The sequence below is a fragment of the Dyadobacter sp. OTU695 genome (genome assembly GCF_038440355.1).
Classification (GTDB): Bacteria; Bacteroidota; Bacteroidia; order Cytophagales; family Spirosomataceae; genus Dyadobacter.
On record NZ_JASATN010000001.1, the window covers coordinates 598,410 to 625,161 of the forward strand.

Consider the following 26,752-nt stretch of genomic DNA (forward strand, 5'->3'; position numbering starts at 1 on the left):
CCCCCGTACGCTGATTGCCTATGAAGTATTATCTCATCGCGGGCGAACGTTCGGGAGACCTCCATGGCTCTAATCTGATCAAAGGCATTCGGGCGAATGATCCAGATGCGGCGTTCAGGGGTTGGGGCGGCGACATGATGGAGGCGGAGGGTATGCAGCTCGTTACGCATTACAAGGATACCGCGTTTATGGGTTTCCTGGAAGTAGTGATGAACCTGCGGACGATCACCGGTTTTCTCAAAAAGTGCAAGGCCGACGTTCTCGAATACCAGCCCGATGCGCTGATACTGATCGATTACCCCGGTTTTAACCTTCGCATTGCTTCGTTTGCGAAGTCGAAAGGGCTGAAAGTATTCTACTACATTTCACCTAAGGTGTGGGCGTGGAACCAGAAGAGAGCCTGGAAGATCAAGGCCAATGTAGACCACATGTTTGTGATCTTCCCTTTCGAAGTAGATTTTTACAAAAAATACGATTACAATGTCGACTACGTTGGCAACCCGCTCATGGATGCCATCGCGGCATTCCGGCCCGATCCGGATTTTCGCCGAAGGCATCACCTCGACGATCGTCCGATCATCGCATTACTTCCCGGCAGCCGGAAACAGGAAGTCATCGGCATGCTTGATACGATGCTCACCACGCAAAAGCATTTCCCCGGCTACCAATACGTGATCGCAGGCGTAAAGAATTTGCCTTCTACGTTGTATGATCAGTATTTATCCAGCGGCAAAGCTATCATCGTCTATGAAAGCACCTATGATTTACTTTCAATTGCCGACGCTGCGCTCGTGACTTCGGGCACCGCTACATTGGAAACGGCACTCTTCAAAGTGCCGGAAGTGGTATGTTACCGCACCAGTGCTATTTCCTACGCATTAGCCAAGCGCCTGATCCGAATTCCGTTTATTTCACTGGTAAATCTGATCCTGGAAAAAGAGGCAGTCAGGGAGTTGATCCAGGACGAATTGAATGAAGAAAATCTCGTCTCTGAACTGAAACGGATCATGTCCGGCGGCGGCAAGCACGCGCAGCAAATGAGGGATTACGAGCGTTTAGGGGAGTTAGTTGGCGGAGCAGGGGCTTCTGAACGGACGGGGGCCTTGATTGTGAAGTATTTAAATTAAGCTACCAAAGCCGTTTTTGATGGCTGTGGGAAAAATATTTATCTAGTTTATCGTCGCAACTAAGCAAATCAAGATTTTCGCAAACTGCTTGCGCTACGATCATCCGATCGAATGGGTCTCTATGGTAGAACGGAAGCCTGTTCACCAATGCGGTGTGCTCGAATTTAATGGGCAGCAATTCTATGCGAAGTCTCACTAGATCGTCGCATACAGACTCATAAGGCATTGACATCGAAAGCTTTCGCAGCGACGTCTTGATTGCGATCTCCCAAAGACTTGCCACACTGATATAAACGTGATTGTCACTATTTTCAATGAGGGACCGAATTTTACTACCCACCAAAGAATTACCTTCGGTGAACCAGATAAAAGTGTGCGTGTCTATTAAATAATTCATCTACATATAATCCTTGAAGTCTTCTAACGGTTCGTCGAAGTCGGGGGCCATGATGTACTTTCCCTTGTGAAGCCCGAATTGGCGTGGCGGTAGGTTTTCCGCAGGCTTCGGCTGCTCAGCATAAAGTTGTTTTAGCGAGGAAATGTAACGGGCAGCTTCTTGTTGCCATTTTTCTGGAAGCTGCTCGATGTTGGAGATAATTGCCTGTGTGTCCATAGCCTTTTGTTTTTGTCAAATTTACCAAAAACAAAAAATGGGACAAAACGGCTCTACCGTTTGCTAATTACGTAGTCATCTACGTATATTTAAACCTAAATTAGAACACGACCCAAATGAACATCTTCGATGAGGTAGGGGCCCTTGCCATTTCAACCCGTTTACAGCGCCTGAGCGATCAGTTTAGAAAGGATGGCGTGCTCATTTATCAGCATAATGGCATAACCTTCGAGCCGAAGTGGTTTCCGATTATTTATGCGCTGCACGTAAAGGGAGCGCTTGGGATCATGGAGCTTTCAGAGGAAATCGGTTATGCGCATCCTTCGACGATTAGTCTGTTGAAAGAACTCGAAAACGAGGGATTGATAGAGTCATCTAAAGATGAACGTGATACACGGAAGCGGACGGTGCGACTTTCTGAAAAGGCGAAAGTACTCGTAGAGCAAATGCAGCCCGTTTGGGAGAAGATCCGGAAAACCGCGGAAGACATCATCGATAATGCCAATAACCTTCTGCACGCCATGAACGAAGCCGAATATCAATTGAAAAAAGAAGGATTTTTTGAACGTTATAAACGAATGGAACAACAGGAAACCACTGCGGCAGTGCGCATTGTAGATTATCGACCGGAGTATGCGCAGGCTTTTTACGATCTGAACTACGCCTGGATATCTGATACTTACGAGGTAGAGCCGGAGGATGAGAAGACACTTTCCGATCCCGAAACTTACTACCTCAAAGATGGCGGCGCGATCCTCATCGCTTTATATGGCGATGAACCGGTCGGTACCTGTGCATTGAAGCGGAACGGTGACACGGTTGAAATGAGCAAAATGACCGTTTCAAAAAGCATGCGGGGCAAAAAGCTTGGAGAATTGCTCGGTAATGCGGTCTTGGGAAAGGCGAGGGAGTTGGGTGCGAAGAAAGTGATCCTCTATTCCAACCGAAAAGGTTCGGCGGCAGGCATTAACCTTTATAAAAAGCTGGGATTCGTCGAAGTGCCGCTTACAGGCCACAATTTCAAACGGGCCGATATTAAGATGGAGTTGGAACTGGTTTGAATCAACTGAATATCTGTTTCAGATCAATTTCCAGTTCAGGGAAAATGGTCGATTTCAACACGTTGACCGCAGGTGGGAGGCCAATGTATTTGCCATGGTCGGCCAGCACGTAAACTAAAACTGCATTCTGCGACGGTTCTACGAGCCAATATTCGCGGACGCCCGATTCCTGGTACAGCTCGAATTTATTAGACATTTCAACCTTAGAATTCCCTGGTGAGAGGATTTCCACAATCAAATCCGGCGCTCCCAGGCAGCCGCGATCGTCGAGCTTGGATTCGTCACAAATGATACATAAGTCTGGCTGAACGACCGTGTATATCTTCTGATCGGTTACACTTTGGCCCTTTTTAGGTAAACGAACGTCAAATGGAGCAAAGAAGACCTGACAATAGTGATTTTTGAAAAGCGCCCGTATTTCAACGTACAAGTTTCCCGAAATTTTTTGATGCCGCGTACTCGGCGCAGGCGACATTTCAAAAATTTTCCCTTTAATCAACTCCACACGCTCCTGGAATTGCCAAAGCAAGTAATCGGCATAAGTATAAGTGCCGTTCAGGTCGAGTTGGGTGATGTCGGTTACGATTCCGGTCATAGTATGTTGTTTTGAGTAAAAATACCCAAAATCTTTGCGGAAGTCAATGACAAATTACCCGGGGCCAATTATGGGTTATCAAGTCTTCCGTTTCTTCTTCCGTGCGGAAGGAAATAGTACATTATTCAGTATCAGCCGGTAACCGGGGGAATTGGGGTATAGATTGAGGTCGGTAGGCATACGGCGACCGCCGCCGCCGCGGCCTTCGGGGTCGTGACCACCGTAGAAGGTCCATTGGCCGCGTCCGAGCTCGCCGTAAATGTAACGATCGGATGTGCTGCTGGTGCCCATGACGAGCGAACTGGGTTTAACGGTGTATTTGGAGAATGCAGTAGTTTGCCCAAAAAACTCGCGGATCAAATGCTCATGGTTCTGTACGAGCATGGCAGGTATCACGTCCCATTTGGCCGAAAAATCGAAAAGGGAGAAATAAGCGTCGTTTTCACCCCAACCGCGGTAACGGCCTGCGGCGGAGTTGATATCCGAGAAATTCATCCCGTCGTATTCGTCGAGTTGCAGCTTGAAATTGTAAAAGGCAAATGTTTTGTCGAAATCCAGCTTGGATTGGGCATCGGGATCGATGCCGTCGCCGTCGAGGTTATCAACAATGTCGACGCCTTCCGCCGCCAGGGCAATATCGAACGTTTCTGCTCCGGAGCACATGGCAAACAGGAAACCACCACCCGCGCAGAACTCTTTAATGGCTTTGGCGACAGCCAGTTTCATTTTAGGTACTTTCGAAAAACCATATCGATTGGCAATTGCTTCCTGTGCTTTGATATCGGCCTCGCTGGTACGGCGCAGGTTTTTGCCAAACTGCCCGGTGAAATCTTCATGATGTAAATGCAGCCAGTCGTATTTCGGAAGGTCTCCGCGGAGGATTTCTTCGTCGTAAATGACTTCAAAAGGGATTTCGGCGTATTTCAGAACGAGCAATACCGCGTCGGTGTTTTCAAATTCGGCCGGGCTGATTTTAATAGGTGAATAAACCGCGATCTTCGCCGCTTTGAACAGTTTCACAACATCCATATTCACATTCGGATTGCTGATATCGTTCACGATCTGGGCACTCGCCGCTTCCGACAGTACTTCGTAGGAAACCGCCCTCAGTTTGCATTCATTTTCAATGGATTTACTGTATTGAACCTTAAAACTGCCACCGCGGTAATTGAGCAGCCAGTCCACTTCAATATCCCCTTTCAGCAGAATGTAGGCCAGTCCGTACGCCTTCAAATGATTGGTTTGCGTATTGTCCATCGGGATCAGTATCTGGTTTGCGAGGCAGACTTGCGACAGGAAAACCAGCATGAGCGGTAGAATCTTTCTAGGCATAGTAAGAAACGTTTGAAGTCCGAAGCTGCATCGTCAGGGGAGGTAAATCAAATTTAACGAATAATCGGTATTTTAGGTAGCTGGTAATGAGGTTTTTGTGGAGCCGCTGCCTATTTTTGGAATATACCTCTACTCACCAGCAAAATCATGACCGAAACACAAATCCTCAACTACGCACTTAATCAATTTGCGGGAATCGATGCCGAAGCGTTTGAACTGTCGGCCCCTTACTGGCAAAGAAAGACCTACGGCAAAGGAGAGTTTTATAATGAATACAAGAATGTCTGCAAATACCTGGGTTTCATCCTCGATGGCGTGTTCCGGACTTACTATATTGATGATGAATCCGCGGATGAAAAGAATGTCTTTTTTTTCTCAAAAAACCAGGTGGTGGTAGCGTACAAAAGTTTTGTAACCCAGACGCCATGTAGCTACTACACCGAATCGATGACGGAATCGACGATTTTATATATCCATATCAACCACCTAACCGAATTGTATGGTAAATCGCACCACTGGGAGCGTTTTGGGCGGCTGGTAGCGGAAACTGCATTTAACCTGGCCATGAACCGCGCCGAGGAGTTCATGTTCCGTACCCCCGAGCAGCGCTATCTCGAACTGATCCAGAACCATCCCGACATTTTTAACAATGTCCCCTTGTACCATATTGCCTCATATCTGGGCATTCAGGCGCCTTCGCTGAGCAGAATAAGAAAAAGAATGGTGGGTAAATGACGATCTTAACCTGGGTTAAGAATATAGTCGGCCAACGTGCTGAATTTTGTCATGTTCAAAGAGGAACACGAAAACAAAATCAACTTTTAACCGATAGAAATCATGAAAGCCAATAACACCAAAACCGTCGTATTTGTAACAGGTGCATTTGTAAGCCACAATGGCTGGGACCAATGGAAAACTTATTTTGAAAATCAGGGCTACACCACTTACGCACCAGCCTGGCCTTACAAAGATGCTCCCGCCGCTGAACTCAGGGACAGACAACCCAACGACACCGACCTGGCCGGTTTGACATTTAAAGAGCTGGTCGACCATTATGCCAATTTTGTAAAATCATTACCCGAAAAACCGATCATCATCGGTCACTCACTCGGTGGGTTGATTACACAAATTCTGATTAACCGCGACCTGGGTGTGGCCGGTATCGCCATTCACCCCGTACCACCACAAGGCGTTATCCCTTATGAATTTTCCTTCCTGAAAGCAGGTTACAAAGTATTCGGATTATTTACTTCCCTGAAAAAAACTTACCTGATGTCGCTCGCCGACTGGCAATACGCCTTCACCAATGGCATGACGCTCGAAGAACAGATGAAAACCTGGGAAGAAAACGTAATTCCCGAATCTAAAACCGTAGCGCGTGGCGGTATTACTTCCGCTGCAAGGGTGGATTTCAAAAAAGCACATGCTCCGTTGCTGATCACTTCCGGGGAGTTCGACAATATCATCCCTGCTTCGCTGAATCTTCGCAATTTCAAAGCCTACAAAAACAATGGCTCGGTAGTGGATTACAAAGAATTTCCTGGTCGTAACCACTACGTACTTGGCCAGCCTACCTGGAAAGAGGATGCCGATTACATCCTCGATTGGATCAGCAAACATTAAGAAAAGCGGATCACATGCCTGAAAGGCGTGAAACCCGTTAGAAAAACCGTAGGTGCTTCCATTGCCGGCAAGGCTCCCCGTAATGCAATGTTCTTATGCAGCGCAAGCCCCGGACCAAATGAAATGGTATCACCGTCGAGTTCATAGGAGCCGGTTGCCTCTTTCAGCAGCCACGCATCTTTGGTGTTTTCAATTTTGGAAACACCATTGAGCGTTCCGCCCGGTCTGAAAATCAGTTCCAATGCAGCCGGTACCCGCTCGGTACCATTCGTTATCACCTCGATTTCCATCCCACCAGAGGTTTCCCGGACAGTGATCTTCGTTTCCAGGATTTGCACCTCGCTTTGCGGACGGAAATTCCGGGGCATTTTCTCCCAATCGCCGTCCGGTGCAATGGATTCCTTCGGGTAAGGTTGAAAGTAAGGCCCGTCGAGCTTCTGCATAAGCACCCATTCCTTGCCGTTTTCAAGGATTTTCTCCGATTGAAACTGGCCCTTGCCGAAAAAAGAAGAAGCGAATCGCACACCTTGCAGCACTGCATTTCCTTTCATGAATGTAAACCAGACCGGATTATTGGCGATCAGCGTGCTGTCCCAACGGTCGCGACGTATGCGCACAAGGCCGGAATTCGGGAAGGTTTTTACATAATTGACCGGCACCGGTTTCTCGGCCGGTAATTCCACCCAAAGCGAAGGATCGGTCAGAAAGTAATCCAGGAAACCGACCGTTTTCGCACTGGCGGTCTTCTTAATTAGCCGGCACATCGCCGCGTACTGTCCGTTCCCGTCCTTGATCGCGAAGTAGCGATAGGGATAGTAGTAGTTTTCAAGCGTACCCACGATGGCTTTGTCCTGCCTTCCCGAGGCATCGGTGACGATCTCGGCATTAGGATGTACGTAATACATTGTCATGTCGAGGTTTTTGCGGACGGCATCAAAAAGCTCCGGTTTTTTAAGGCCTTTGCCGACAGTGATGAGCAGGCGGTCGGTGAGGGAGGAGTAAATAAATGTACTCTTCTCATTATACTGTCCGTCGCGGTCGATATCGATGTGCTCGGCCAGCCATTGTTCCGCTCTCGCAACATATTTGGGATTGGGCCAGAGCTCGTTGAGTTTGGTTAATGCAGCCGATACCACCCATCGGTGGTTAGGCGTGTGGATACCTCCCACGCTCAGCGCGTCGCCCCCGCGCAGGAGGAAGGTTTTGAGATTAGGCAGCATTCGATCGGCGCCGTCGGTGCCCGATTGTTCGATGAGTTTATAAGCCATCGCCAGTCGCTTCACGAGAAAACCGGTGTCGGGCGTCGAATGGAAATTGGTGGAAAGAAGATCGATCGTACCATCGCTATGCTGGATCTTGATCAGATACAAAGCAGCCAGGTTCATATCCGCGAGCAATTCTTTCGACCGGTAGAATTTGGAAGCAGGGGAGAATAAACCGTTGGCGCCATATTGGATCAACGCGGAGGTACTGTGCGGGTTAAGCAGGTCGAAACCATCGCGCAGGCCCCCGAGGTCCGGGCTTTGGGGATCTTTCACCTGGTAAGTAAGCAGGGATTCGATGCTTTTGTCGGCCTGTTTCACCAGCGCCCGGAGCCACTCGGGCATAGTATCCGCTTGAATGCGGGCTTCTGCGCGACGTGGCACGATGCCTCCCGCCGCGGGTATTACGGGCAATGCGCAAAATGCCAGCGCACTGTTTGTTACGAATTGTCTTCTGTCCATGAAAGTCGGGTTAGGGATTTCCGCAGAAAAGGCTTAAAACACGACAGGTTACTTGCGATTCATGTTCATGTGGAAGGATAAATGATGGTCCGTTTGCAAAGTAGATTGCTTTCCGGCTGCCGATTTTTGGTATATTTAATATAAAAATGAAATGGGCGTTGCAACGGTTACAATCGAAGGGTTGTCACTATTTGATGACAAGATATTCTATTAGCTTTGTCCGATTTCTTTGAAAAACGCTTTTTGGAACTACCTGTTGGATATAGGGTGCTGAATGAAAACAACTGTACTTCGCAATTTAAGTCTGGGTTATTTGCTGCTTCCGAACCTGATTTTTTCAATCAGCTGGTTCAGGATGCCTATTTCGATTTGTCTGGTGGTGGGGCTCGTATTCATGTACGTGATCAGCTATCAGCGCCAAAAGACATTGAAAACCGACCTGGCAACCCGTCATATGGTCGAGATCGGATTCGTTTCGCTCGCGATCATCGCTTTTTCGGGGATAGGGGGCTTCTGCTTCCAGGCGTTTGATTTCTGGGCCCATAATTCGAAATACTATACCCTTTATAATCAGTCGTGGCCCGTCACTTTCAAGGAGAATGGCCGCTATGCCTGCCATTACTTCGGCTTTTTCCTCGTTCCCGCTTTGATTTCGAAAGGTTTGGGAGAGCTTTCGGGCATTGCCTTATACCTGTGGGCGTCGGTCGGGCTTTTTATTGGTATTTGCTGGATCTTTATTTTTACGAGAAAAAGTTACCTTTCGCTGGTGTTTTTTCTATCTCTGGGCGGAATCGGGCATGTTACAAAAGTACTTTTCCTGCGCGCAATCGGTCTCAATTACCACGTTCCGCCATTTTTTACCGAGATATGGCCGGTTCTTTACCAGACTCAGTGGGCGCCCAATCAGCTCATTCCGATCATCATTGTCTCGTGCATTCTCTTCAATGATTATGTATATGTCAAAAAGCCTGAAAAGAGCTTTTTAGCCGTTATTTCGATATTTATCTGGGGGATCTTCCCTTCGATTGTATTCGTGATCATTTTCGGGATGCTGATCATCCTTCGCTACTACAAAGAGCCCCGGTATTTTCTCCAGCCCCGGACTATGCTTGATCTCTTCCTGCCTGGTTTGCTCTTTATACCTACCTTCTTTTTCTTTTTACAGGGAAAAAACTCCGTAGTCTCCGGCTTTATCTGGCAGTTTAATCCGCTGAATGAGATCGCATTCCATTACTTCTTCGGCGTCGTGATCGATCTCGCGGTACTTTATGGCATTGTGCTGATATTGAAGCTGCATAAAAGTGAATATGCCCATGTCATTCACAGCCTTTTCCTGCTACTGATCGCGATATCGCTCTTCCGGATGGGTAAATGGAACGACTGGTTCCTGCGCGGAAGCACGCCCGTACTCACGCTGCTGTCGCTATTCATATTGCACCGTTTTGCGGAATGGGTACAGGAGCACCCCGGCTGGTACAAAATGCGCGTCGCTTACCCGATTTTCATTTTCCTTGTTCTAGGCTTGGTGGTCCCATTATCCCATATCAAGCGTGCGCTTACGGAAAATGTTGTGATGCACTCGCTGTTTCCTGATAAGGTAAAATTCAAACCCTATCCGTATAACCAATACGAAGATTTCTACCAGCTGGGTAAAGCGGTTTATTCGGAACAGGAAGCCAATCAGTTTCTTGGCCAGAAAGGTTCTTTTTACGAGATGTATCTGGCACGTTAGGAGGCGTCAGGACCGCACGCTCTTCAAAAAACCTGGCGCCACGCGATGCCGTCCCACCTGCTCGTACGCATAGGCGATGCGAATGAGCTCGGGTTCCTGGTATGCCCTCGCTAGGAATGAAATGCCGACCGGCAGTCCGTTGAGCATACCCATTGGTAACGTAATGGACGGGAAGCCTGACAAAGCCGCCGGGCCGTAGGAGCCGTAGCCGGTCCAGAAATCACCATTGACAACGTCGATACACCATGCCGCACCTGTGGATGGACCACATAATGCATCGAGCCGGTGTTTGTCGAAGAGGCTGTTCAAAGCATCTGCCACGCCATTAATTTTTTCCAGGGCCTCTTTGTATTCTTTGGTGTTCAAATCGCCTTTCGCCTGCGACAGTTCAAAAAGCTCCTGCCCAAAATGCGGCATTACCTTCGCCTTGTTTGCATTGTTGAAAGCGATAAGGCTTTCCAGCGATTTGATCTTCGCATTAGAGGCGGATAAATAGCGGTTAATACCATCTTTGAACTCATATTGCAGCACCATCGACTCCGCTCCCGGTAGCTGCTGTACCTTCATATACTCCACTTCCACAATTTCGGCACCGGCCGCTTTCATTTGTTCGAGGGCCCTTGCGAGTAACGAATCTATTCCCTCGTGCTTTTTAAGCATCGTTTTTTCTACGCCAATGCGCTTTCCTTTTAGTCCCCCGGCATCCAGGAACGTGGTATAATCGGCGGGGAGTGGCTGCGGGGCCTTATGCTGGGTTGGATCAGCGGGATCCTGGCCGGCCATAGCGCTCAGCAATGCGGCCGCATCGGCCACGGTCCGTCCGAATGGGCCCGCTGTGTCCTGGGTTTTCGAAATGGGTATCACGCCGCTCCGGCTCACCAACCCGACGGTCGGTTTAATGCCGACGACTCCGTTCATCGATGCAGGGCAGGCGATCGAGCCGTTTGTCTCCGTGCCGACCGCGACGGCACAAAGATTGGCTGCGACCGCAACCGCCGAGCCGGAACTCGATCCGCACGGGGACCGGTCGAGCACGTAAGGATTTCTGGTCTGCCCGCCCCGGCTGCTCCATCCGCTCGACGACCGTGTCGATCTGAAATTGGCCCATTCGCTGAGATTGGTTTTGCCAAGAATCACCGCTCCGGCCTCCCTCAGTCGGGCTACGAGAAATGCGTCTTTCGAAGCCACATTGTCAAGCAGTGCCAACGAGCCGGCGGTTGTTTTCATGTGGTCGGCCGTATCGATGTTGTCCTTGATGAGGACCGGTATACCGTGCAGTGGGCCCCGGATTCTGCCCGATTTACGTTCCTTGTCAAGCAAAGCCGCAATGCGGAGTGCATCCGGATTGATTTCGATCACCGATGCCAGCTTTGGTCCGGCCTGATCGGTACGGGCAATTTCACCGAGGTAGTATCGTGTCAATGCCAAAGAGGTCAATCGGCCGGACTGCATGCGTTTTTGCATTTCGGCTACGGTCATTTCCGCATATTCTCCAGGAGCAGTAGCGCGGCCTGGCTGCCAGGCAAAAGCGGGCATCAAGGCAAATAGCCCCGCTGCCGGGCCGAGCCGGATAAAACTTCTTCTTTTCATGAGCGTAAATGGACAGGTTGTGTTCACCTGCAATATAGGAACTCCTGTTTTAACGACGTGGCGGTGTCCCCATGAGTATTTTCCAGATCCAGATGACCAGAAGGAAGGGCGATAAAATGATGCCGGTAAGCAGCGCGGCAGTGCCGAGGATAGCAGCAAAAAAAATTCTAAAAAAAGCCTCAAAAAAATTACTCATGAATCGGGAAGGGCAAGTCTTTGTAAAATTAATTTCACGGTTGGTTACATATAGTGGAAAATGATTCCTGGCTTTGTAGAACCCGTGCTACTAATCCTCTCCGGACTGTCATAAAAGCTCTATAAATCATTAAATTATATCCTAAAATAGCTATATTTTATTGAATTGGCACGGTTATTTTTTTAACTTTGACTATAATTTTTAGCACAAATAATTGCAATAGCATGAACTTCTTATCAAACGTAATTGGGTATTCCGGGAAGTTATTTTTTGCAACTATTATGTTTTTCGCGATGATTATTTCGACTGTTGTTTCCCTGCCATTCATCGGAGCGGGACTGATTAAAGATGCAATAAATGCACATCATCAACCTGAGGAAAGCAATTGGATTGACGAGTATAGCGAATACTGATATATAAGTACCGGAAGCGAAAGGGGGTATGGACGGGAGGTTCATACCCCCTTTCGTCGTTACAGGCCAACCGGAATTATCACCGGGATGCGGTCGTCTAATTGCACGAAATGAAGTAATTTGCCGAGCGATTACCTGTGACTATCTACAATGCATTCATTTTCAAAATTTTATAATTCTTTCTTTCTGGCGTGCCTGGCCACTTTTGCATTCCCGCTCCACGCACAGCAAATGCGTTACACTTTTGAAAAGGGCTTGATGGGATCGCCTTTCAAGCTTGTTTTTTATGCACCCAATGATTCGATCGCGAACGTCGCGGCCGGTAATGCATTTAAAAGAGTGGAAGAACTGAACGAGATCATGAGCGATTACCGCGATGGCAGTGAGATTAACAGGCTGTCGGCGTCGTCGGGAAGCGGAAAATGGGTGCCGGTAAGCAAAGACCTCTTCGATATACTGGCGGTTTCGCAGGGTATCAGCGCCAAAACAGGCGGCGTTTTCGACGCGACGCTCGGGCCCGTGGTGCAAATGTGGCGTCACGCGACGCGCAAGGGTATATTCCCGTCTGAGGAGGAAATACGTGATGCGCTGGGACGTACGGGGTACTTAAAACTGAAAATGGACGCGAACTCGCGGAGCATTATGCTGACGCAAAAGGGCATGAGACTCGATATCGGCGGCCTTGGAAAGGGCTACGCTGCCGAGGAAGCCATCAAGGAGCTCAAAAAGCTGGGCATAACTTCGGCCATGATGGACGCGGGCGGGAAAATTGTCCTGACCAATCCCCCTCCCGGTACCAAAGGTTGGAATATCAATGTTTCCAACGGCAGCGATTCGCTGAAAGCCATGCAACTGTCCAATGTGGCGCTCGCCACCTCCGGCCCTACGTACCGCTTTATGGAATACAAGGGAGTCCGCTACTCGCATATTGTCGATCCTAAAACGGGTATCGGCCTGTTATTCCATGTCCGCACGACGGTCATTTCCCCAGATGGCACCGTGGCCGACGCACTGGCAACGGCATTCAGTGTGGCCGGAATCAAAAAGAGCAAAAAATACCTCAAACATTTCAGGGGCAGTAGGGTATGGCTCGTCGAAAAGCAGGGCGACCGTATTGCCGAATGGAATATGCTCAACTAGGGCTACCCGCACGGGATAGCTGGTTTGTTTTTTGCAGATCATGCAGAAAACGAACTGACACCCTATGGAAACCATTACCCAACTGTTCGGAGAAGGTGAAAACCAGACCGTTCTCCAGATGTCCCTCCGGGCGGTGGTGATTTTTATCATCACGCTCATCCTTCTTCGCATCGCCGGAAGGCGCTCTTTCGGCATGAAATCCCCTTTCGACAACATCATTGTAATCCTGCTTGGCGCGATACTCAGCCGGGCATTGGTGGGCGCTTCTGAATTTTTGCCTACCGTCGCATCCGCTACGGTGATCGCCGTATTGCACCGTCTTGGGGCCTGGGTTGGGACTTTAAACTTTCGCTTCGGAGTTTTGATCAAAGGACAGAAGATCGTGCTTTTTGATCAGGGAAAGCTAGATTATGAGAATATGCGCCGTGCACTAATCAGTGAATCAGATCTTTATGCCAGCTTGCGTAATACGATGAATGTTGAAACCTTCGATAGCATTGAGCGTGCATACATGGAGAATAACGGGCAGATCAGTTTCGTACGGAAGGGAAAAGAATAGGACAAAATTGACAAATACTAGTTTCAAATATATATTTTAAATGATTGTTTAAATTTATCATTTAAAACATTTGGCGTTTTGATTTCTATTGCACAACTTTGAACCGTTGATTCAATAAGCAGCTGCGATCATTAACAAAACCTAATCGACAAGTATCGTGAAGTGCGTTACAGAAAAAAGTGAAGACAAGATAAGGGAGGCGGCAAAACGGGTTTTTCTGAAAAAAGGTTTTGACGGCACTACCTCGCGTGACATTGCGAAGGAGGCTGACATGAATATTGCGTTGACGAACTATTATTTCAGAAGCAAGGAAAAACTGTTTCTTGAAATTTTTAAAGACGTGCTGGAAGACTACTTTCAGAACATGCTCACGATCCTGAACAAGGACATTGATATAAAAGCCAAAATCTCGGAGATCATCGACAATGACTTCGAAATGATGAAAAAGGAACCTGATCTGATCATTTTCATCATGAACGAAATCCATAAAGCGCCGCAGAGGCTTTTTCCGGACATGTCGATTTTCAGGCAAGTGCGGGAGACATACCTAAAAAAGCAGTTGGAGGAAGGTGCGGCGAACGGGACATTGCGGCCCATGCAGCTCGAGAATATCCTTCCGCTGATCAAATGCGGCGTCGAATTCATTTTCATGGGAAAGGAAATCCATAAGGAGCTTTTTATGATGAACGATGAGGATTTCGCTAAATACGCGGAAGAACAAAAGGAGCACATTAAGGCAATGGTGTGCAACTATCTCGTGATCGGATAGCCATTTTTTTTGCCGCTTCATTAAACAAACATTTAAAATAAACATTTGTTCTAGCCATGAAACACCTGTTCCATGTCACGGGGATGCTGTGCCTGATGCTTTTTCAGCGGACGCAGGCGCAGCAGTACGACCTCAACCAATTATTGGACCTGGCCATGAAAAACGATTTCAGCGTTCAGGCCGCGCGGCTCGATGAAGCCAAAACGAGTGCGAAGATCGACGAGGTACGATCGGCGCTGTTACCCAGCCTGAACGTGTCCGGAGATTATAAGAGGTATTTCAAGATTCCGGGGCAAGTCGTGCCTGCAAGCGCCTTCGGTGGGCCGGAAGGGGAGTTTAGTACGCTCGCATTCGGGCTACCTTATAACCTTTCGACTACCGCACAAGTGACTCAGGCACTGTATAATCCGTCGGTGAAATATGCATTGAAAGCTGCCAACCTGAACCGTGAACTGACGTCTCTTAGTACCACGAAGACGAAAGAAGATGTGGCCTACAACGTGACGGACGCTTATTACAACCTGGTCACCGTGGCCCAGCAAATGGCCTTTCTGGACAGCAACCTTATATCGCTGGACAGACTTTACAGGGTTTCTGATTTGCTCTATCAAAACAAACTCGGCCAGCGTGTGGATGTGGACAGGATATTAATCAACAAAACGGCCACGGAAACCCAGCAGGCGACACTGAAAGACAATTACAATCAGCTGGTTAACCTTTTGAAATACTACACGGGAATTCCACAAAGCGATTCTATACGTATAATAGTTAACGTTCGGGATGTAGCCTTGCCGGTTTACGCAGATTGGGACAAAACGAGGCGCACCGACGTGGCCCTTCTTCAAAAGCAAAAGGACCTTAACGAGTTGCAGGACAAGAATATACGCTCCGGGCTGATTCCGACGGTGAATGCCTATGGTGTAGCGAACATGGCGTTCTATGCTCAGGGAGGCGAAAACTCGACTTTCCAGGACGTGCCTGGTTACTGGGCCGGTTTACAGCTCAACTGGAATGTATTCGACGGTCTGGCAAGACGGGCGAAACGCAGCCAGAACCAGATAGACAGGGAAAAGCTCGATGTTCAGCTGAGGCAAGTACGCGAGGCTATTCAAATGGAGGAAAACAACGCACGGAACAAGTTCGGTGTGGAGCAAAAGAATATCGATGCGAAGAAAGGGCAGGTGGCACTTGCGGAGAAGGTTTACAAACAGATCCAACTTCAGTTCAAGGAAGGAACCGTGTCGCTCACCGACGTGATTCAGGCCGAAAACAGCCTGCTCGATGCCCAGAGCAACTACCTGACCTCGCTCGTGCAAATCCTGAAAGCCGAGCTGGAATGGAAAAAAGCCACCGGCCAGCTGGTTCAGAAATAACATTATACTTCATCAACGACACGGTATTCATTAACAACTAAAGATTAATGATTGAATGATTGAATGAATTTGCTATTCTTCTTACTTGACTTGCCTGATCGAATTCTATTCAATCATCGCTCATTCAAAATTGATCATTCAATCATTCAGTCATTCAATCATTCAAAATTGAACATTCAATCATTCAACATTCTACAATGAAACGTCTATTCATCTTCCTGGGAATTATTGCCGTGCTGGGGCTTACGGCAGCTAAGTTGCTGAGCAACAAGGAAAAAACAGAGCAGAAAGTATATGTCCCCGATCCTGATCCAAAGGTGGGGGTGAAAGTAGCGGTTGCGGAGTTACGCGATCTTTCGCAGGAATCTGGTTTTCTGGGGTCGTTTAACCCAAATCGAAAAACTGAGATCCGTCCGCAGGCTGGCGGCGAAATTGTGAAACTGAATATCGAGGTTGGTCAGCACGTGGCAGCCGGGCAATTGATCGCGAAAATCGACGACGAGCAGCTGCATTACCAGGTCGAGGCTTTGCAGGTGACATTGGAAGGCTACCAAAATGACTTGAAGCGTTATGAGGCACTCGTAAAAGGAGATGCGACTCCGGCAGTGAATGTGGAAAGGACGCAGCTGAGCATCAGAAGCACCGAAGCGCAGATCAAACAGCTGAAAAAGCAGATTAAGAATACCAGCATTATCGCACCTTTCAGCGGTATTATCACTGCCAAAATGGTGGAAAAAGGTTCGGTAGTAAGTCAGGGAACACCTATTGCCGAGATTACGGATATTTCCTCGCTTAAACTGGTGGTAAATATTCCGGAAAAATCGGTGAATGAATTCAGGACCGGAAAAAGCATCCCCGTGCATACGGATGTGTACCCGCACGCGAACTTCAATGGCCGGGTGACGATGGTTGCCGCGCAAGGTGACGAAGCGCATAACTATCCGGTAGAGATCACCGTAGCGAATTCATCGGTAAATCCTTTGAAAGCGGGCATGTATGGCTCGATAGCAAGCGCGTCACGCGTGAAGGGCGAGGCGTTGGCCGTACCGCGGCAGGCCATTATGGGCTCCGCAAAGCAGCCGCAACTGTATGTGATCGAAAATGGCAAGGCTGCATTGCGCGATGTGTCCGTAGGCGCGACGACGAACGAGTACTATGAAATTACCAAAGGTCTGAAAGCTGGCGACCGTGTTGTGACCAGCGGGCAGATTAACCTGCAAAACGGAACATCGGTTGTCGCTCAATAGTAACACTTCATCAATAAGCTCATGAAATTCATTGAAACCATATTGAAGCGCCCGTCGATGATCATCGTGCTTTTCGCGATCCTGTTCATTGGCGGTCTGGCTTCCTACAATCAGCTTAGCTATGTGCTGCTGCCGGAATTTTCCGTTCCGACCATCACCATAACCACATTATATCCAGGCGCGGCGCCGACGGAGGTAGAGGCCGAGGTCAGCAAGAAGATAGAGGATGCGGTGTCCGGCCTGGATAATATTGAAGATGTTACTTCCAAATCGATGGAGAGTGCATCGCTTGTGATCGTGCAGTTTAAGGCTGGTACAGACATCGATAAGGCATTGGAAGACGCCCAACGCGATGTGAATAACATGCTCAGCGACTTGCCCGATGACGCAGAGACACCGTCATTATCCAAAATCTCGCCGAGCGACCAGCCTATCATGCAGCTGCTGGCGACATCGAGCTTGCCCAACGAAGTCTTTTATCAACAGGTAGAAGACAAATACCTGCCGATGTTGCAGCAGATCGAAGGGGTGGCCGAAATTACTATGACCGGGGGAGACCAGCGCGAGATCCGCATTAATGTGAATAACGATAAACTGCGTTTTTACGGATTGTCTCTTTTACAGGTAACGCAGGCCATTAACCAGGCGAACCTGGACTTCCCGACCGGAAAGGTGAAGAGCACGTCGGAGAATATGACATTGCGCCTGGCGGGTAAATTTGCCTCGCTCGATGATATTCGCAGCCTCGTAATCACTTCGCCTGTGAGCGGCAGCCCGATCCGCGTTGGTGATGTGGCCGAGATCACCGACGGCCTTACCGACGCAGAAAGCATCAGCCGCTACAACGGCGTGAATGGTATTGGTTTGTTTATCAAGAAGCAGTCCGATGCGAATGCGGTCGAGATCAGCAAGTCGGTGCAGGCGAAACTGGCATCCATTGAAAAAGCTAATGCGAAGGATAATATCAAATTTGCGATCGCTTACGACAGTTCGATATTTACGCTGGAGTCTGTCGAGGCCGTGACGCACGATTTGGTTATCGCCGTGATCCTGGTGGCAGTGGTAATGCTGCTGTTCCTGCACAGTTTCCGGAATGCATTCATTGTCATGGTTTCCGTGCCGGCGTCACTTATTTCCGCATTCCTTTTTATGTACGTCATGGGCTATTCGCTCAACCTGATGACGCTCCTGGCGCTCTCGCTGGTAATCGGTATCCTGGTCGACGACTCCATTGTGATCCTGGAAAACATCCAGCGCCACCTGGAAATGGGTAAAAACCGCTGGGACGCGACAGTGGAAGGTGTGACTGAAATCGGCTTTGCCGCATTGGCTATTACGCTCGTGATTGTGGTCGTTTTTGTGCCGATTACTTTCGTTAATTCGGTGATTGCAGACCTTTTGAGACAGTTTTCACTGACAGTTGCATTCGCGACAATGGTTAGTTTGCTGGTAAGTTTCACATTAACTCCGTGGATGACGTCCAAAATGGCGAAGGTCGAACGTCTTAACCCAAAAAATCCGGCGCAGGCATTTCTGATCTGGTTTGAAAAAGGTTTGACGGCGATAACAAAATGGTACCACGGTAGTCTGGAATGGGTACTGGGGCACAAACTGGCTTTCTCGGGCATATTGGTGGCGATCGTGGTCATGACGGGCTGGGTAATGGGCCTGGGCATTATCGGTTCGGAATTCGTGGCGGAAGGTGATCAGGGTAAATTCCTGCTCACGATGAAGCTCGATAAAAGTGCCTCATTGCAACAGAACAACCTGACGGCGCGCAGCATTGAAGACTATCTGCGCAAAAAGCCGGAAGTAAAAACGATTTTCGCGAATGTAGGTGGCGCTAGCACCGGCCTGAACAGCTCGGGCAGGGGCGAAACCAACCGCACAGAGCTCACAGTGGAGCTTATACCTGTGAAGGAACGCAAGAATGCCCAGCCGACAGAGGATTATATGCTGTCCGTTCGGAAAGAACTGGAACGGAAATTCGCAGGAGTCGAATTCAACTCGGCCGCCATTGGGATGGTGAATTCAGGGACGGCACCTATTGAAGTTTTCCTAAGCGGCGAAGACCTGGACAAAATCCTGACAGCCGCCAACGACCTGGCCAACCGCTTGCGGAAAACGCCTGGTGCTAACGATGTGAACGTGTCGGTAGAAGCGGGTAACCCGGAGGTACGCGTGGATATCGACCGCGAAAAGATGGCGAAACTGGGGCTGGACATCCAGACCGTGGGCGCTACGATGCAGAATGCATTCGCCGGTAATGACGATTCCAAATTCCGTGACGGAGGTGAGGATTACGATATCCGCATTATGCTCGACGCATTCGACCGCAAAAACCCGGAAGATGTGAAGGCGATCACATTTTATAGTCCGGTTGCTAAGCAATCCGTGCAACTTGCACAGTTTGCAGATGTGACGCTGAGTACTGGCCCAAGTATTGTTGAGCGAAAAAATCGTCGCTCATCCGTTACAGTAACCGCCAATACATTAGGGATTGGATCGGGAACGCTGGTGAGTAATATTCAGGCCGGTTTAAAGGAAAATCCGCTCCCGGACGACATTATACTTACCTGGGGCGGTGACGCGAAGAACCAGAGCGAAGGTTTCGGTTCACTTGGGCTGGCCATGCTGGCGGGGCTGTTGCTGGTGTATTTCATCATGGTGCTGCTCTACGACAGTTTTGTGTACCCGTTCGTCGTGTTGTTTTCGATCCCGGTAGCGGTGATCGGAGCGCTGCTGGCGCTGGCGTTGTCGTCATCCAACATTGGCATATTCGCCATGCTCGGTATGCTGATGCTGATCGGTCTTGTCGTGAAAAACGCGATCCTGATCGTCGATTTCGCCAACCAGCAAAAGGCATTGGGCATGCCCTTCCGGAAAGCGATCCTCATTGCCGGCGAAGAACGTCTCCGTCCGATCCTGATGACGACGATCGCGATGGTGATTGGAATGGTGCCGATAGCCACGGCCACAGGTGCCGGGGCAGAGTGGAAAAACTCGTTGGCTTGGGTGCTCATCGGCGGTTTGACGAGTTCGATGTTGCTCACGATCTACCTGGTGCCGATGGCATATTACTTAGTGGACCGGCTCGGAGAAAAGTGGAATGCTTGGCGTACGAGGTCGGGTAGGGTACAGGAAAGCGTTGTAGTGGAAGAAATTTAGAGAAACTGAGTCTGGTAACATGAAAAAATTAATGTTTTGTCCGGCCTCCTTTAAATCCTCCTGCAAACGCAAAGTCGGTCAGAGCTTGGCGGTTACAGGTCCGGGCACGGAAACGGGGCAAAACATTTTTTTTCTTTTTACCGGGAAAATACAAAATGAACGGGTATTTTAATGAACTAGTCCGCCCGGTATTGGGTTTATCACTTAACCCGAAAAGTTGCCGAATGAAAATATGAGTTAGCCAACGGCGAAAATTATGTTTTGAAAGGCAATCGATGACGGGTCAACAAGCGAAAAAATCAATAACCAGACTCACGATCTAATTGTACTTAACATGGGAAATAATTGCTACAATACCAACTGACTTGCCTGATGTCTTTATCAGGCCGCAGCCTGATGCCGGTAGGCACCCCACTAAAACAAGCTGTTGATTCTGACACAAATTTACTATGGGTAAAATCTTAAATAATCGCATTGCCGAATTCAAAGATCCGGCTATTGCAAGAGCAAAAGGTGTATATCCTTTTTTCAGACCGATCGAGTCCGGACAGGACACAGAGGTTATTATTAACGGGAAGCCGGTCCTGATGTTCGGGTCCAACTCCTACCTGGGATTAACATCCCACCCCTACATTATCGAAGCCTCGCAGAAAGCGGCCCAGAAGTACGGAACAGGTTGCGCAGGTTCGCGCTTCCTTAATGGAACCCTCGATATCCACGAGGAACTGGAGCGCCGCCTGGCCAAATATGTAGGAAAAGAAGGTGCAGTGCTTTTCAGTACAGGTTACCAGGCCAATTTGGGCGCATTGTCGTGCCTCACCGGCCGTAACGACTACCTGATCCTCGACGAAAGCGACCACGCATCCATTATCGATGGAAGCCGCCTCTCGTTTTCGAAAGTGATCAAGTATGCGCACAACGATATGAACGACCTGCGCAAAAAGCTGAGCCTGTTGCCAGAGGAAGCAGTAAAGCTGATCGCGACGGACGGTATTTTCAGTATGGAAGGCGATATCGTAAAACTGCCCGAACTGAATGCGATCGCCCAGGAATTCGATGCGACGGTGCTTGTCGACGATGCACACAGCCTTGGGGTGATTGGGGACAAAGGTGCAGGAACGGCTTCTTATTTCGGCCTTACCGAAACGACCGACCTCATTATGGGAACGTTCAGCAAGTCGCTGGCTTCTCTCGGTGGATTCATAGCTGGTGATGCCGCTACAATCGATTACCTGAAACACCGCGCACGCTCACTGATGTTCAGCGCGAGCATGACGCCCGCATCTGTGGGAAGCACATTGGCTGCGTTGGACATTATCGAAACAGAGCCGCACCACATGGAGCGCCTTTGGGCCAATACAAGATACGCGAAAGAGTTGCTGCTCGTGAATGGTTTCGACCTGGGCGCAACCGAAAGCCCGATCCTGCCGCTGTATATCCGCGACAACGAGAAGACTTTCATCATGACACGCAGATTGCAGGACGAGGGGGTTTTCGTGAACCCGGTGGTTTCACCAGGGGTACGCCCGGAACAGTCGCTGATCCGTTTCTCGCTGATGGCTACACATACATTCAGCCAGATCGAAGAGGCAGTTGACAAAATGTCCCGCATTTACCGTGAGGTTTGTCCTGACGCAATTATCGAAAGACAAAGACTATGACCCGCATAGCCCCCGTAAGCACTCCGAAGGAATTAGGCAAGTTCATTGATTTTCCCCATGATCTGTATCAGCATGATCCGAATTATGTACCGGAACTGTTCATTGCTCAAAAAGACATGCTCACACCGGGTAAGCACCCGTTCCATGAGCATTCGGAGGTGAAACTATTCCTCTCCTACGACGGAGACAAAGTGAACGGAAGGATAGCGGCGATTTATAATACGAACCACAATGAGTTTACGAATCGGAAGGACGGCTTTTTCGGCTTTTTCGATACGGTGAACGACCAGAAGGTGGTGGATGCGCTTTTGAAGGAAGCCACCGCCTGGGTTAAGCAAAAAGGGGCTGATACGCTCGTAGGACCGGTCAATTTGTCAACCAACGAAACCTGCGGTCTGCTGATCGAAGGGTATGACCGGCCGCCGATGGCGATGATGCCTTACAATGCGCCATATTATTTGCCATTGCTGGAAAATGCAGGTTTGACGAAGAAAACCGATTTGCTGGCCTACGAAATCAATGTGGCGGATTCCAATGACAGGTCGGTGAGGATGATCGACGCGTTGGAGGAAAGGCTCAAACGAAGCGGTATCACGATCCGGCAAGTGAATCTGAAAGACTTCAAAAACGAGGTCGTGAAGATCCGGGAAGTGTACAATAAGGCCTGGGACAAGAACCTGGGTTTCGTGCCGACGACCGAGGCGGAATTCGACTACCTGGCCAAGGACCTGAAAATGATCCTTGATCCGAGGTACTGCCTGGTGGCTGAAAAAGACAACGAACTGGTTGGATTTATACTCGGTATTCCGGATATCAACCAGATTCTGATCAAAATCAAGCGTGGACGTTTGTTGCCTACCGGAATTTTCAAATTACTGTTTGGCAAGAAAAACATCACACGTATCCGCGTACTCACGCTGGGGGTGATCGACGGCTACCGGAAAATGGGTATTGAAGCCTGTTTGTACGGCCGCATTATCAAAAACACCTACGGCACCAAAGTGACGGGCGGGGAATGCTCATGGATGCTGGAAGATAATTATCTGATGAACCACGCCATTGAGCAGATCAACGGAAAGCTGTACAAACGGTACAGATTGTTTGAGAAACCGATATGAAAGAAAAGCTATTCATAACAGGGGCCAGCGGATTTATAGGTTACCATCTGGTAGCGGCGGCACTCGAAGCAGGCATGGAAGTACATGCAGCAGTGAGGCCGAGCAGCGACCTGAGTTTCCTCAAAAAGCTGAATGCAGATCCGGCGGACCTCGTGTATGTGAATGCTGATTTCAGTTCCAAAGATAAATTGACAAAGCTGCTGGATGATGGGGGTTATACCTATATCATCCACGCGGCGGGAGTCACAAAAGCCAAAACCGCTGCTGCCTATAATAAGGTCAATGCGGAGTATTCGCTGAACCTGGCGCAGGCTGCCGTGTCTGCGGATATTCCATTGAAGCGGTTTGTGTTTTTGAGCAGCCTCGCGGCATTAGGCCCCGCGGCGTACAACGCAGCCCAGCCGATCACAGAAGAAACCTTGCCTGCTCCGGTGACGGATTACGGAAAAAGCAAGCTTTTGGCTGAGCAATACCTGAGAACAGTAAATGGCCTGCCGCTGAGCATTATCCGCCCGACAGCAGTGTATGGCCCCGGCGAAAAGGACCTGTTTGTCCTTTTTAAAACACTCAGCAAGGGTCTGGATGCCTACATCGGCAAAGGACCACAAAGGTTGAGTTTCGTGTATGTAACAGACCTCGTGACGGCTACCATGGCCGCATTGAGGGAAACGGAAAAGGAAATTACGGTTTACAATATCTCGGACGGACAGGCATATGACCGTTACGCATTGGCAGACCAGTTCAGGGCTATCAGCGGAAAGCAGATTTTTCGCACGCACCTGCCGCTGATGCTCGTCGAAACGATCGCCCGGTTCCTGGATCTTGTTTATGCAAATTCATCAACAACACCGGTTTTAAACCAAGAAAAACTAAAAGAACTCACAGCCCCTAACTGGATCTGTAGTATAGATGCGGCCCGAAATCATCTGCATTACCAACCGCAATACAATCTGCACAGAGGCCTGGCAGAGACATTGACCTGGTATAAGGAGAATAAGTGGCTTTAACCTATCGTACCCGCTTGATCATGAGCTGCGGCCGGTAAATCTACCGGCAGGTGTGCCGGGCAGGAAGCCTAGCGTACATGATTTTCAAACAAGCAGAGGGCAGCCAAAACACGTGACGAACGTTCCAACATGAAAGCAATCAGTAAGTCGATATGGCTATATATACTCGTGGTGATCAGCATTTTGCAGATCGGCGCGGGAGTGGCCGACGCACAATCGACAACAACTATAAAAGGTACCGTTACAGATGCGAAGACAGGTGAGACCCTGCCGTTCGTGTCGATCCTGATCCCGGGGACAACCATGGGAACCGCATCCGATGCCGACGGTCGTTACGCGCTCACATTGCGTGAAGACCATCCGACGATCAAATTCACCTATGTGGGTTATGTGGCCGTTGAAAAGCCGATCAAGCCTGGTGTGAGCCAGACGATCGACGTGAAAATGACTGTGGATGCCTCCATGCTGAAAGAAGTGACCGTTAAAACCAAGGCGCGTTACCGGAACAAAGACAATCCGGCCGTACAGCTCATCCGCGAGGTGATCGCACACAAGGATGAGAATAAACCGACTAGCAACAATTTCCTGGAATACGAACAGTACGAAAAGATTTCGCTGGCGTTGAGCAACCTTTCCGACGAATTCAAGGACAAACGTATATTTAGGAATTACCAGTTTTTGTTCAAAAGCCAGGATTCCACGGCTATGGGCGGCAAGAACATGCTGCCGGCCTACATTCAGGAAAAGCTTTCCAAAATCTATTTCCGCAAAAGTCCCTACAACAGGAAACAATACGTGCTGGCGAACCGCCGGGCCGAATTTGATGCGAAGTTTGTGGATAACGACGGTTTGAGCGCCTATTTCAACCGGTTGTATGAAGATATCAACATTTACGACAACGATGTTTCGATTGCCACCAATCTGCTGCTGAGCCCGATCGCCAACTCCGCACCGACATTCTATAAATTCTTTATCCGGGACACCATCAAAACCGCCGATCCGCAGCTGATCGAGCTGGGCTTTGTTCCGCGGAACAAGACGGATATGCTTTTTGAAGGTAAATTATTCATTACCCTCGATGGCAAATACGGAGTGCAGAATGCGTACCTGACCGTCAACAAGGACATTAACCTCAACTTCATGCGCGACCTCGAAGCGCGCCTGGAATTTGAGAAAGGAGACGACGGCCGTTACTTTATGAACAAATCGACGCTCGCGATGGAATTTGCATTGGGCGAGAAAAACGGTGGTTTGTACGGTCAGCGGACGGTGAACTTCAAGGATTACACCATCAATAAGCCACAGCCCGACAGCATTTACCGCGGGCCGGGTGAGGAAATCGTGTATGATCCCGAAGCGAAAACGAACGAATCGTTCTGGGCCAGCAAGCGGCATATTCCGCTGGAACGGACCGAGTTGGATATTTATAAGAATATAGATACCCTGCAAACGATCCCGTCCTTCAAGCGGACGATGGACATCGCGACGCTGTTCCTTTCGGGCTACAAATCTTTCGGTGCCGTGGAAATAGGGCCTGTGAACACATTTTACAGCTTTAACCCCGTGGAAGGTTTCCGCCTCCGTTTCGGTGGCCGCACTACCACCGACATGAGCAAGCGGGTCTATTTCGAAACTTACGCGGCGTATGGTTTCAAGGACCAGAAATGGAAGTACTTTTTGAGTGGTACTTATTCTTTCAACAACAAATCTGTTTATCACTTCCCGCTGCATTACCTGCGGGCGAGCTACCAGCGCGATACCAAGATCCCGGGCCAGGAATTGCAGTTTGTGCAGGAGGATAACTTCCTCTTGTCGTTCAAACGGGGTGATAATAACCGCTGGTTGTACAATGATATTTATAAACTGGAATACGTACGTGAGTTCGAAAGCCGCTTTTCTTACAAGATTGGATTCACCCAATGGAGACAGACGCCAGCAGGTATTTTACGCTATGAACGGCTGGATGAAGAAGGCCAGTTGAAAAATGCGGAAACGCTGAACAACACCGAGGCAAATATCGAATTCCGCTATGCGCCGCACGAGCAGTACTACCAGGGCAAATTGTACCGCACTCCGATCATCAACAAATACCCGATTTTCACACTGCGCTATAATGCGGGTTTGAAAGGCGTATTTGAAGGAGAAAATAACTACCATAACGTGGCTTTGAATATCCAGAAGCGGTTTTACCTCTCGCAGTTCGGTTTTGCGGATATCACGGCGGAAGGCGGTTATATTTTTGGCAAACAAATTCAATTCCCCTTGCTGACGATCCACCGCGCCAACCAGACTTACGCTTACCAGTTGAATTCATATAACCTGATGAACTTCCTGGAATTCGCGAGCGACCATTACGCGAGCCTGGACGTGCAATACTACCTGAATGGCTTTTTGTTCAACAAGATACCATTGCTGAAAAGGTTGAAACTGCGTGAAGTAGTGAGTTTCAAAGGATTGATGGGCGGCCTGCGGGACGAGAACAACCCGGCATTCAACCCGTCGCTTTACCGCTTCGCTACTGACCAGGACGGTAAACCCGTTACTTACACATTGTCGCGCGAGCCTTACATCGAGGGTAGCGTAGGTATTGCCAACATTTTCAAGCTCTTGCGCGTAGACCTGGTAAAACGTTTTACCTACCTCGACAACCCGAATGTATCGGAGTGGGGTATCCGGGCGAGGTTCAGGCTTGATTTTTAAGGCA

Annotated in this window: 21 protein-coding genes; 15 read left to right on the forward strand and 6 right to left on the reverse strand. The window is 49.0% G+C overall.

The genetic code is table 11. From position 1 onward, the window contains the following. Nucleotides 1-20 precede the first annotated feature (20 nt). Entirely contained in the window at nt 21-1,127 is a 1,107-nt protein-coding gene (gene lpxB / locus AAHB90_RS02615) for a lipid-A-disaccharide synthase (RefSeq protein ID WP_342083345.1), read from the forward strand. Between the two features lies 1 nt (nt 1,128). On the opposite strand, the gene AAHB90_RS02620 is transcribed toward lpxB, so the two are convergent. After that, entirely contained in the window at nt 1,129-1,524 is a 396-nt protein-coding gene (locus AAHB90_RS02620) for a type II toxin-antitoxin system VapC family toxin (protein ID WP_342083346.1), read from the reverse strand. Beyond that, nucleotides 1,525-1,740 carry a type II toxin-antitoxin system VapB family antitoxin gene (gene vapB, locus AAHB90_RS02625; RefSeq protein ID WP_342083347.1) on the reverse strand — a complete coding sequence of 72 codons (216 nt, stop codon included), beginning with the start codon at nt 1,738-1,740 and terminating at the stop codon, nt 1,525-1,527. A gap of 116 nt (nt 1,741-1,856) precedes the next feature. Between vapB and AAHB90_RS02630 the strand changes: the two genes are divergently transcribed. Beyond that, nucleotides 1,857-2,801 (forward strand): bifunctional helix-turn-helix transcriptional regulator/GNAT family N-acetyltransferase, encoded by a 945-nt coding sequence (locus AAHB90_RS02630; RefSeq protein ID WP_342083348.1) that lies wholly within the window; start codon nt 1,857-1,859, stop codon nt 2,799-2,801. A 1-nt stretch (nt 2,802) separates the two neighbouring features. Here AAHB90_RS02630 and AAHB90_RS02635 read toward each other — a convergent pair whose 3' ends face one another. Continuing rightward, a complete protein-coding gene (locus AAHB90_RS02635) occupies nt 2,803-3,396 on the reverse strand; it encodes a Uma2 family endonuclease (RefSeq protein WP_342083349.1) in 594 nt (197 codons plus the stop codon). A gap of 78 nt (nt 3,397-3,474) precedes the next feature. Then, complete coding sequence (locus tag AAHB90_RS02640; RefSeq protein ID WP_342083350.1) at nt 3,475-4,728, reverse strand: asparagine synthetase B; 1,254 nt, start codon at nt 4,726-4,728, stop codon at nt 3,475-3,477. A gap of 147 nt (nt 4,729-4,875) precedes the next feature. Between AAHB90_RS02640 and AAHB90_RS02645 the strand changes: the two genes are divergently transcribed. Further along, nucleotides 4,876-5,463, forward strand: coding sequence for a Crp/Fnr family transcriptional regulator (locus AAHB90_RS02645; protein WP_342083351.1), 588 nt, complete (start codon nt 4,876-4,878; stop codon nt 5,461-5,463). Nucleotides 5,464-5,565: 102 nt separating this feature from the next. Continuing rightward, a complete protein-coding gene (locus tag AAHB90_RS02650) occupies nt 5,566-6,351 on the forward strand; it encodes an alpha/beta hydrolase (RefSeq protein ID WP_342083352.1) in 786 nt (261 codons plus the stop codon). Here the strand turns inward: AAHB90_RS02650 and AAHB90_RS02655 are convergent. Beyond that, a complete protein-coding gene (locus AAHB90_RS02655) occupies nt 6,348-8,075 on the reverse strand; it encodes a hypothetical protein (protein ID WP_342083353.1) in 1,728 nt (575 codons plus the stop codon). The genes AAHB90_RS02650 and AAHB90_RS02655 overlap by 4 nt on opposite strands. Nucleotides 8,076-8,349: 274 nt before the next feature. Between AAHB90_RS02655 and AAHB90_RS02660 the strand changes: the two genes are divergently transcribed. Continuing rightward, nucleotides 8,350-9,807 carry a hypothetical protein gene (locus AAHB90_RS02660; RefSeq protein WP_342083354.1) on the forward strand — a complete coding sequence of 486 codons (1,458 nt, stop codon included), beginning with the start codon at nt 8,350-8,352 and terminating at the stop codon, nt 9,805-9,807. 6 nt (nt 9,808-9,813) lie between these two features. On the opposite strand, the gene AAHB90_RS02665 is transcribed toward AAHB90_RS02660, so the two are convergent. Beyond that, nucleotides 9,814-11,397: an amidase gene (locus AAHB90_RS02665; protein ID WP_342083355.1), complete on the reverse strand. Its 1,584-nt coding sequence runs from the start codon at nt 11,395-11,397 to the stop codon at nt 9,814-9,816. A 759-nt stretch (nt 11,398-12,156) separates the two neighbouring features. Between AAHB90_RS02665 and AAHB90_RS02670 the strand changes: the two genes are divergently transcribed. The 10 genes from AAHB90_RS02670 to AAHB90_RS02715 all read left to right on the forward strand — a co-directional run bounded on the left by AAHB90_RS02670 (nt 12,157) and on the right by AAHB90_RS02715 (nt 26,748). Continuing rightward, the gene (locus AAHB90_RS02670) at nt 12,157-13,146 is read left to right on the forward strand and encodes an FAD:protein FMN transferase (protein ID WP_342083356.1); all 990 of its coding nucleotides are present in this window, start codon (nt 12,157-12,159) and stop codon (nt 13,144-13,146) included. 64 nt (nt 13,147-13,210) lie between these two features. Beyond that, entirely contained in the window at nt 13,211-13,705 is a 495-nt protein-coding gene (locus AAHB90_RS02675) for a DUF421 domain-containing protein (protein ID WP_342083357.1), read from the forward strand. Nucleotides 13,706-13,862: 157 nt separating this feature from the next. Then, entirely contained in the window at nt 13,863-14,474 is a 612-nt protein-coding gene (locus AAHB90_RS02680) for a TetR/AcrR family transcriptional regulator (protein WP_342083358.1), read from the forward strand. A gap of 56 nt (nt 14,475-14,530) precedes the next feature. Next, nucleotides 14,531-15,847 (forward strand): TolC family protein, encoded by a 1,317-nt coding sequence (locus AAHB90_RS02685; RefSeq protein WP_342083359.1) that lies wholly within the window; start codon nt 14,531-14,533, stop codon nt 15,845-15,847. Between the two features lie 197 nt (nt 15,848-16,044). Continuing rightward, nucleotides 16,045-17,094, forward strand: coding sequence for an efflux RND transporter periplasmic adaptor subunit (locus AAHB90_RS02690; protein ID WP_342083360.1), 1,050 nt, complete (start codon nt 16,045-16,047; stop codon nt 17,092-17,094). A gap of 21 nt (nt 17,095-17,115) precedes the next feature. Continuing rightward, entirely contained in the window at nt 17,116-20,262 is a 3,147-nt protein-coding gene (locus AAHB90_RS02695) for an efflux RND transporter permease subunit (protein WP_342083361.1), read from the forward strand. 449 nt (nt 20,263-20,711) lie between these two features. Continuing rightward, nucleotides 20,712-21,923: a serine palmitoyltransferase gene (gene spt, locus AAHB90_RS02700; protein ID WP_342083362.1), complete on the forward strand. Its 1,212-nt coding sequence runs from the start codon at nt 20,712-20,714 to the stop codon at nt 21,921-21,923. Beyond that, nucleotides 21,920-23,041 (forward strand): hypothetical protein, encoded by a 1,122-nt coding sequence (locus AAHB90_RS02705; protein ID WP_342083363.1) that lies wholly within the window; start codon nt 21,920-21,922, stop codon nt 23,039-23,041. The genes spt and AAHB90_RS02705 overlap by 4 nt, the downstream gene beginning before the upstream one ends. Continuing rightward, a complete protein-coding gene (locus AAHB90_RS02710) occupies nt 23,038-24,048 on the forward strand; it encodes an NAD-dependent epimerase/dehydratase family protein (RefSeq protein ID WP_342083364.1) in 1,011 nt (336 codons plus the stop codon). Before AAHB90_RS02705 ends, AAHB90_RS02710 begins: the two co-directional genes overlap by 4 nt. A gap of 129 nt (nt 24,049-24,177) precedes the next feature. Further along, nucleotides 24,178-26,748, forward strand: a complete 2,571-nt coding sequence (locus tag AAHB90_RS02715; protein ID WP_342083365.1) for a DUF5686 and carboxypeptidase-like regulatory domain-containing protein — start codon at nt 24,178-24,180, stop codon at nt 26,746-26,748. The last annotated feature ends 4 nt before the right edge of the window (nt 26,749-26,752 follow it).

Coding starts and splice junctions, on each gene's coding strand:
- AAHB90_RS02630 (WP_342083348.1), top strand. CDS start 1,857: ATGAACATCTTCGATGAGGTAGGGGCCCTTGCCATTTCAACCCGTTTA.
- vapB (WP_342083347.1), bottom strand. CDS start 1,740: ATGGACACACAGGCAATTATCTCCAACATCGAGCAGCTTCCAGAAAAA.
- AAHB90_RS02715 (WP_342083365.1), top strand. CDS start 24,178: ATGAAAGCAATCAGTAAGTCGATATGGCTATATATACTCGTGGTGATC.
- spt (WP_342083362.1), top strand. CDS start 20,712: ATGGGTAAAATCTTAAATAATCGCATTGCCGAATTCAAAGATCCGGCT.
- AAHB90_RS02695 (WP_342083361.1), top strand. CDS start 17,116: ATGAAATTCATTGAAACCATATTGAAGCGCCCGTCGATGATCATCGTG.
- AAHB90_RS02635 (WP_342083349.1), bottom strand. CDS start 3,396: ATGACCGGAATCGTAACCGACATCACCCAACTCGACCTGAACGGCACT.
- lpxB (WP_342083345.1), top strand. CDS start 21: ATGAAGTATTATCTCATCGCGGGCGAACGTTCGGGAGACCTCCATGGC.
- AAHB90_RS02660 (WP_342083354.1), top strand. CDS start 8,350: ATGAAAACAACTGTACTTCGCAATTTAAGTCTGGGTTATTTGCTGCTT.
- AAHB90_RS02685 (WP_342083359.1), top strand. CDS start 14,531: ATGAAACACCTGTTCCATGTCACGGGGATGCTGTGCCTGATGCTTTTT.
- AAHB90_RS02665 (WP_342083355.1), bottom strand. CDS start 11,397: ATGAAAAGAAGAAGTTTTATCCGGCTCGGCCCGGCAGCGGGGCTATTT.
- AAHB90_RS02705 (WP_342083363.1), top strand. CDS start 21,920: ATGACCCGCATAGCCCCCGTAAGCACTCCGAAGGAATTAGGCAAGTTC.
- AAHB90_RS02675 (WP_342083357.1), top strand. CDS start 13,211: ATGGAAACCATTACCCAACTGTTCGGAGAAGGTGAAAACCAGACCGTT.
- AAHB90_RS02655 (WP_342083353.1), bottom strand. CDS start 8,075: ATGGACAGAAGACAATTCGTAACAAACAGTGCGCTGGCATTTTGCGCA.
- AAHB90_RS02690 (WP_342083360.1), top strand. CDS start 16,045: ATGAAACGTCTATTCATCTTCCTGGGAATTATTGCCGTGCTGGGGCTT.
- AAHB90_RS02710 (WP_342083364.1), top strand. CDS start 23,038: ATGAAAGAAAAGCTATTCATAACAGGGGCCAGCGGATTTATAGGTTAC.
- AAHB90_RS02640 (WP_342083350.1), bottom strand. CDS start 4,728: ATGCCTAGAAAGATTCTACCGCTCATGCTGGTTTTCCTGTCGCAAGTC.
- AAHB90_RS02645 (WP_342083351.1), top strand. CDS start 4,876: ATGACCGAAACACAAATCCTCAACTACGCACTTAATCAATTTGCGGGA.
- AAHB90_RS02620 (WP_342083346.1), bottom strand. CDS start 1,524: ATGAATTATTTAATAGACACGCACACTTTTATCTGGTTCACCGAAGGT.
- AAHB90_RS02650 (WP_342083352.1), top strand. CDS start 5,566: ATGAAAGCCAATAACACCAAAACCGTCGTATTTGTAACAGGTGCATTT.
- AAHB90_RS02670 (WP_342083356.1), top strand. CDS start 12,157: ATGCATTCATTTTCAAAATTTTATAATTCTTTCTTTCTGGCGTGCCTG.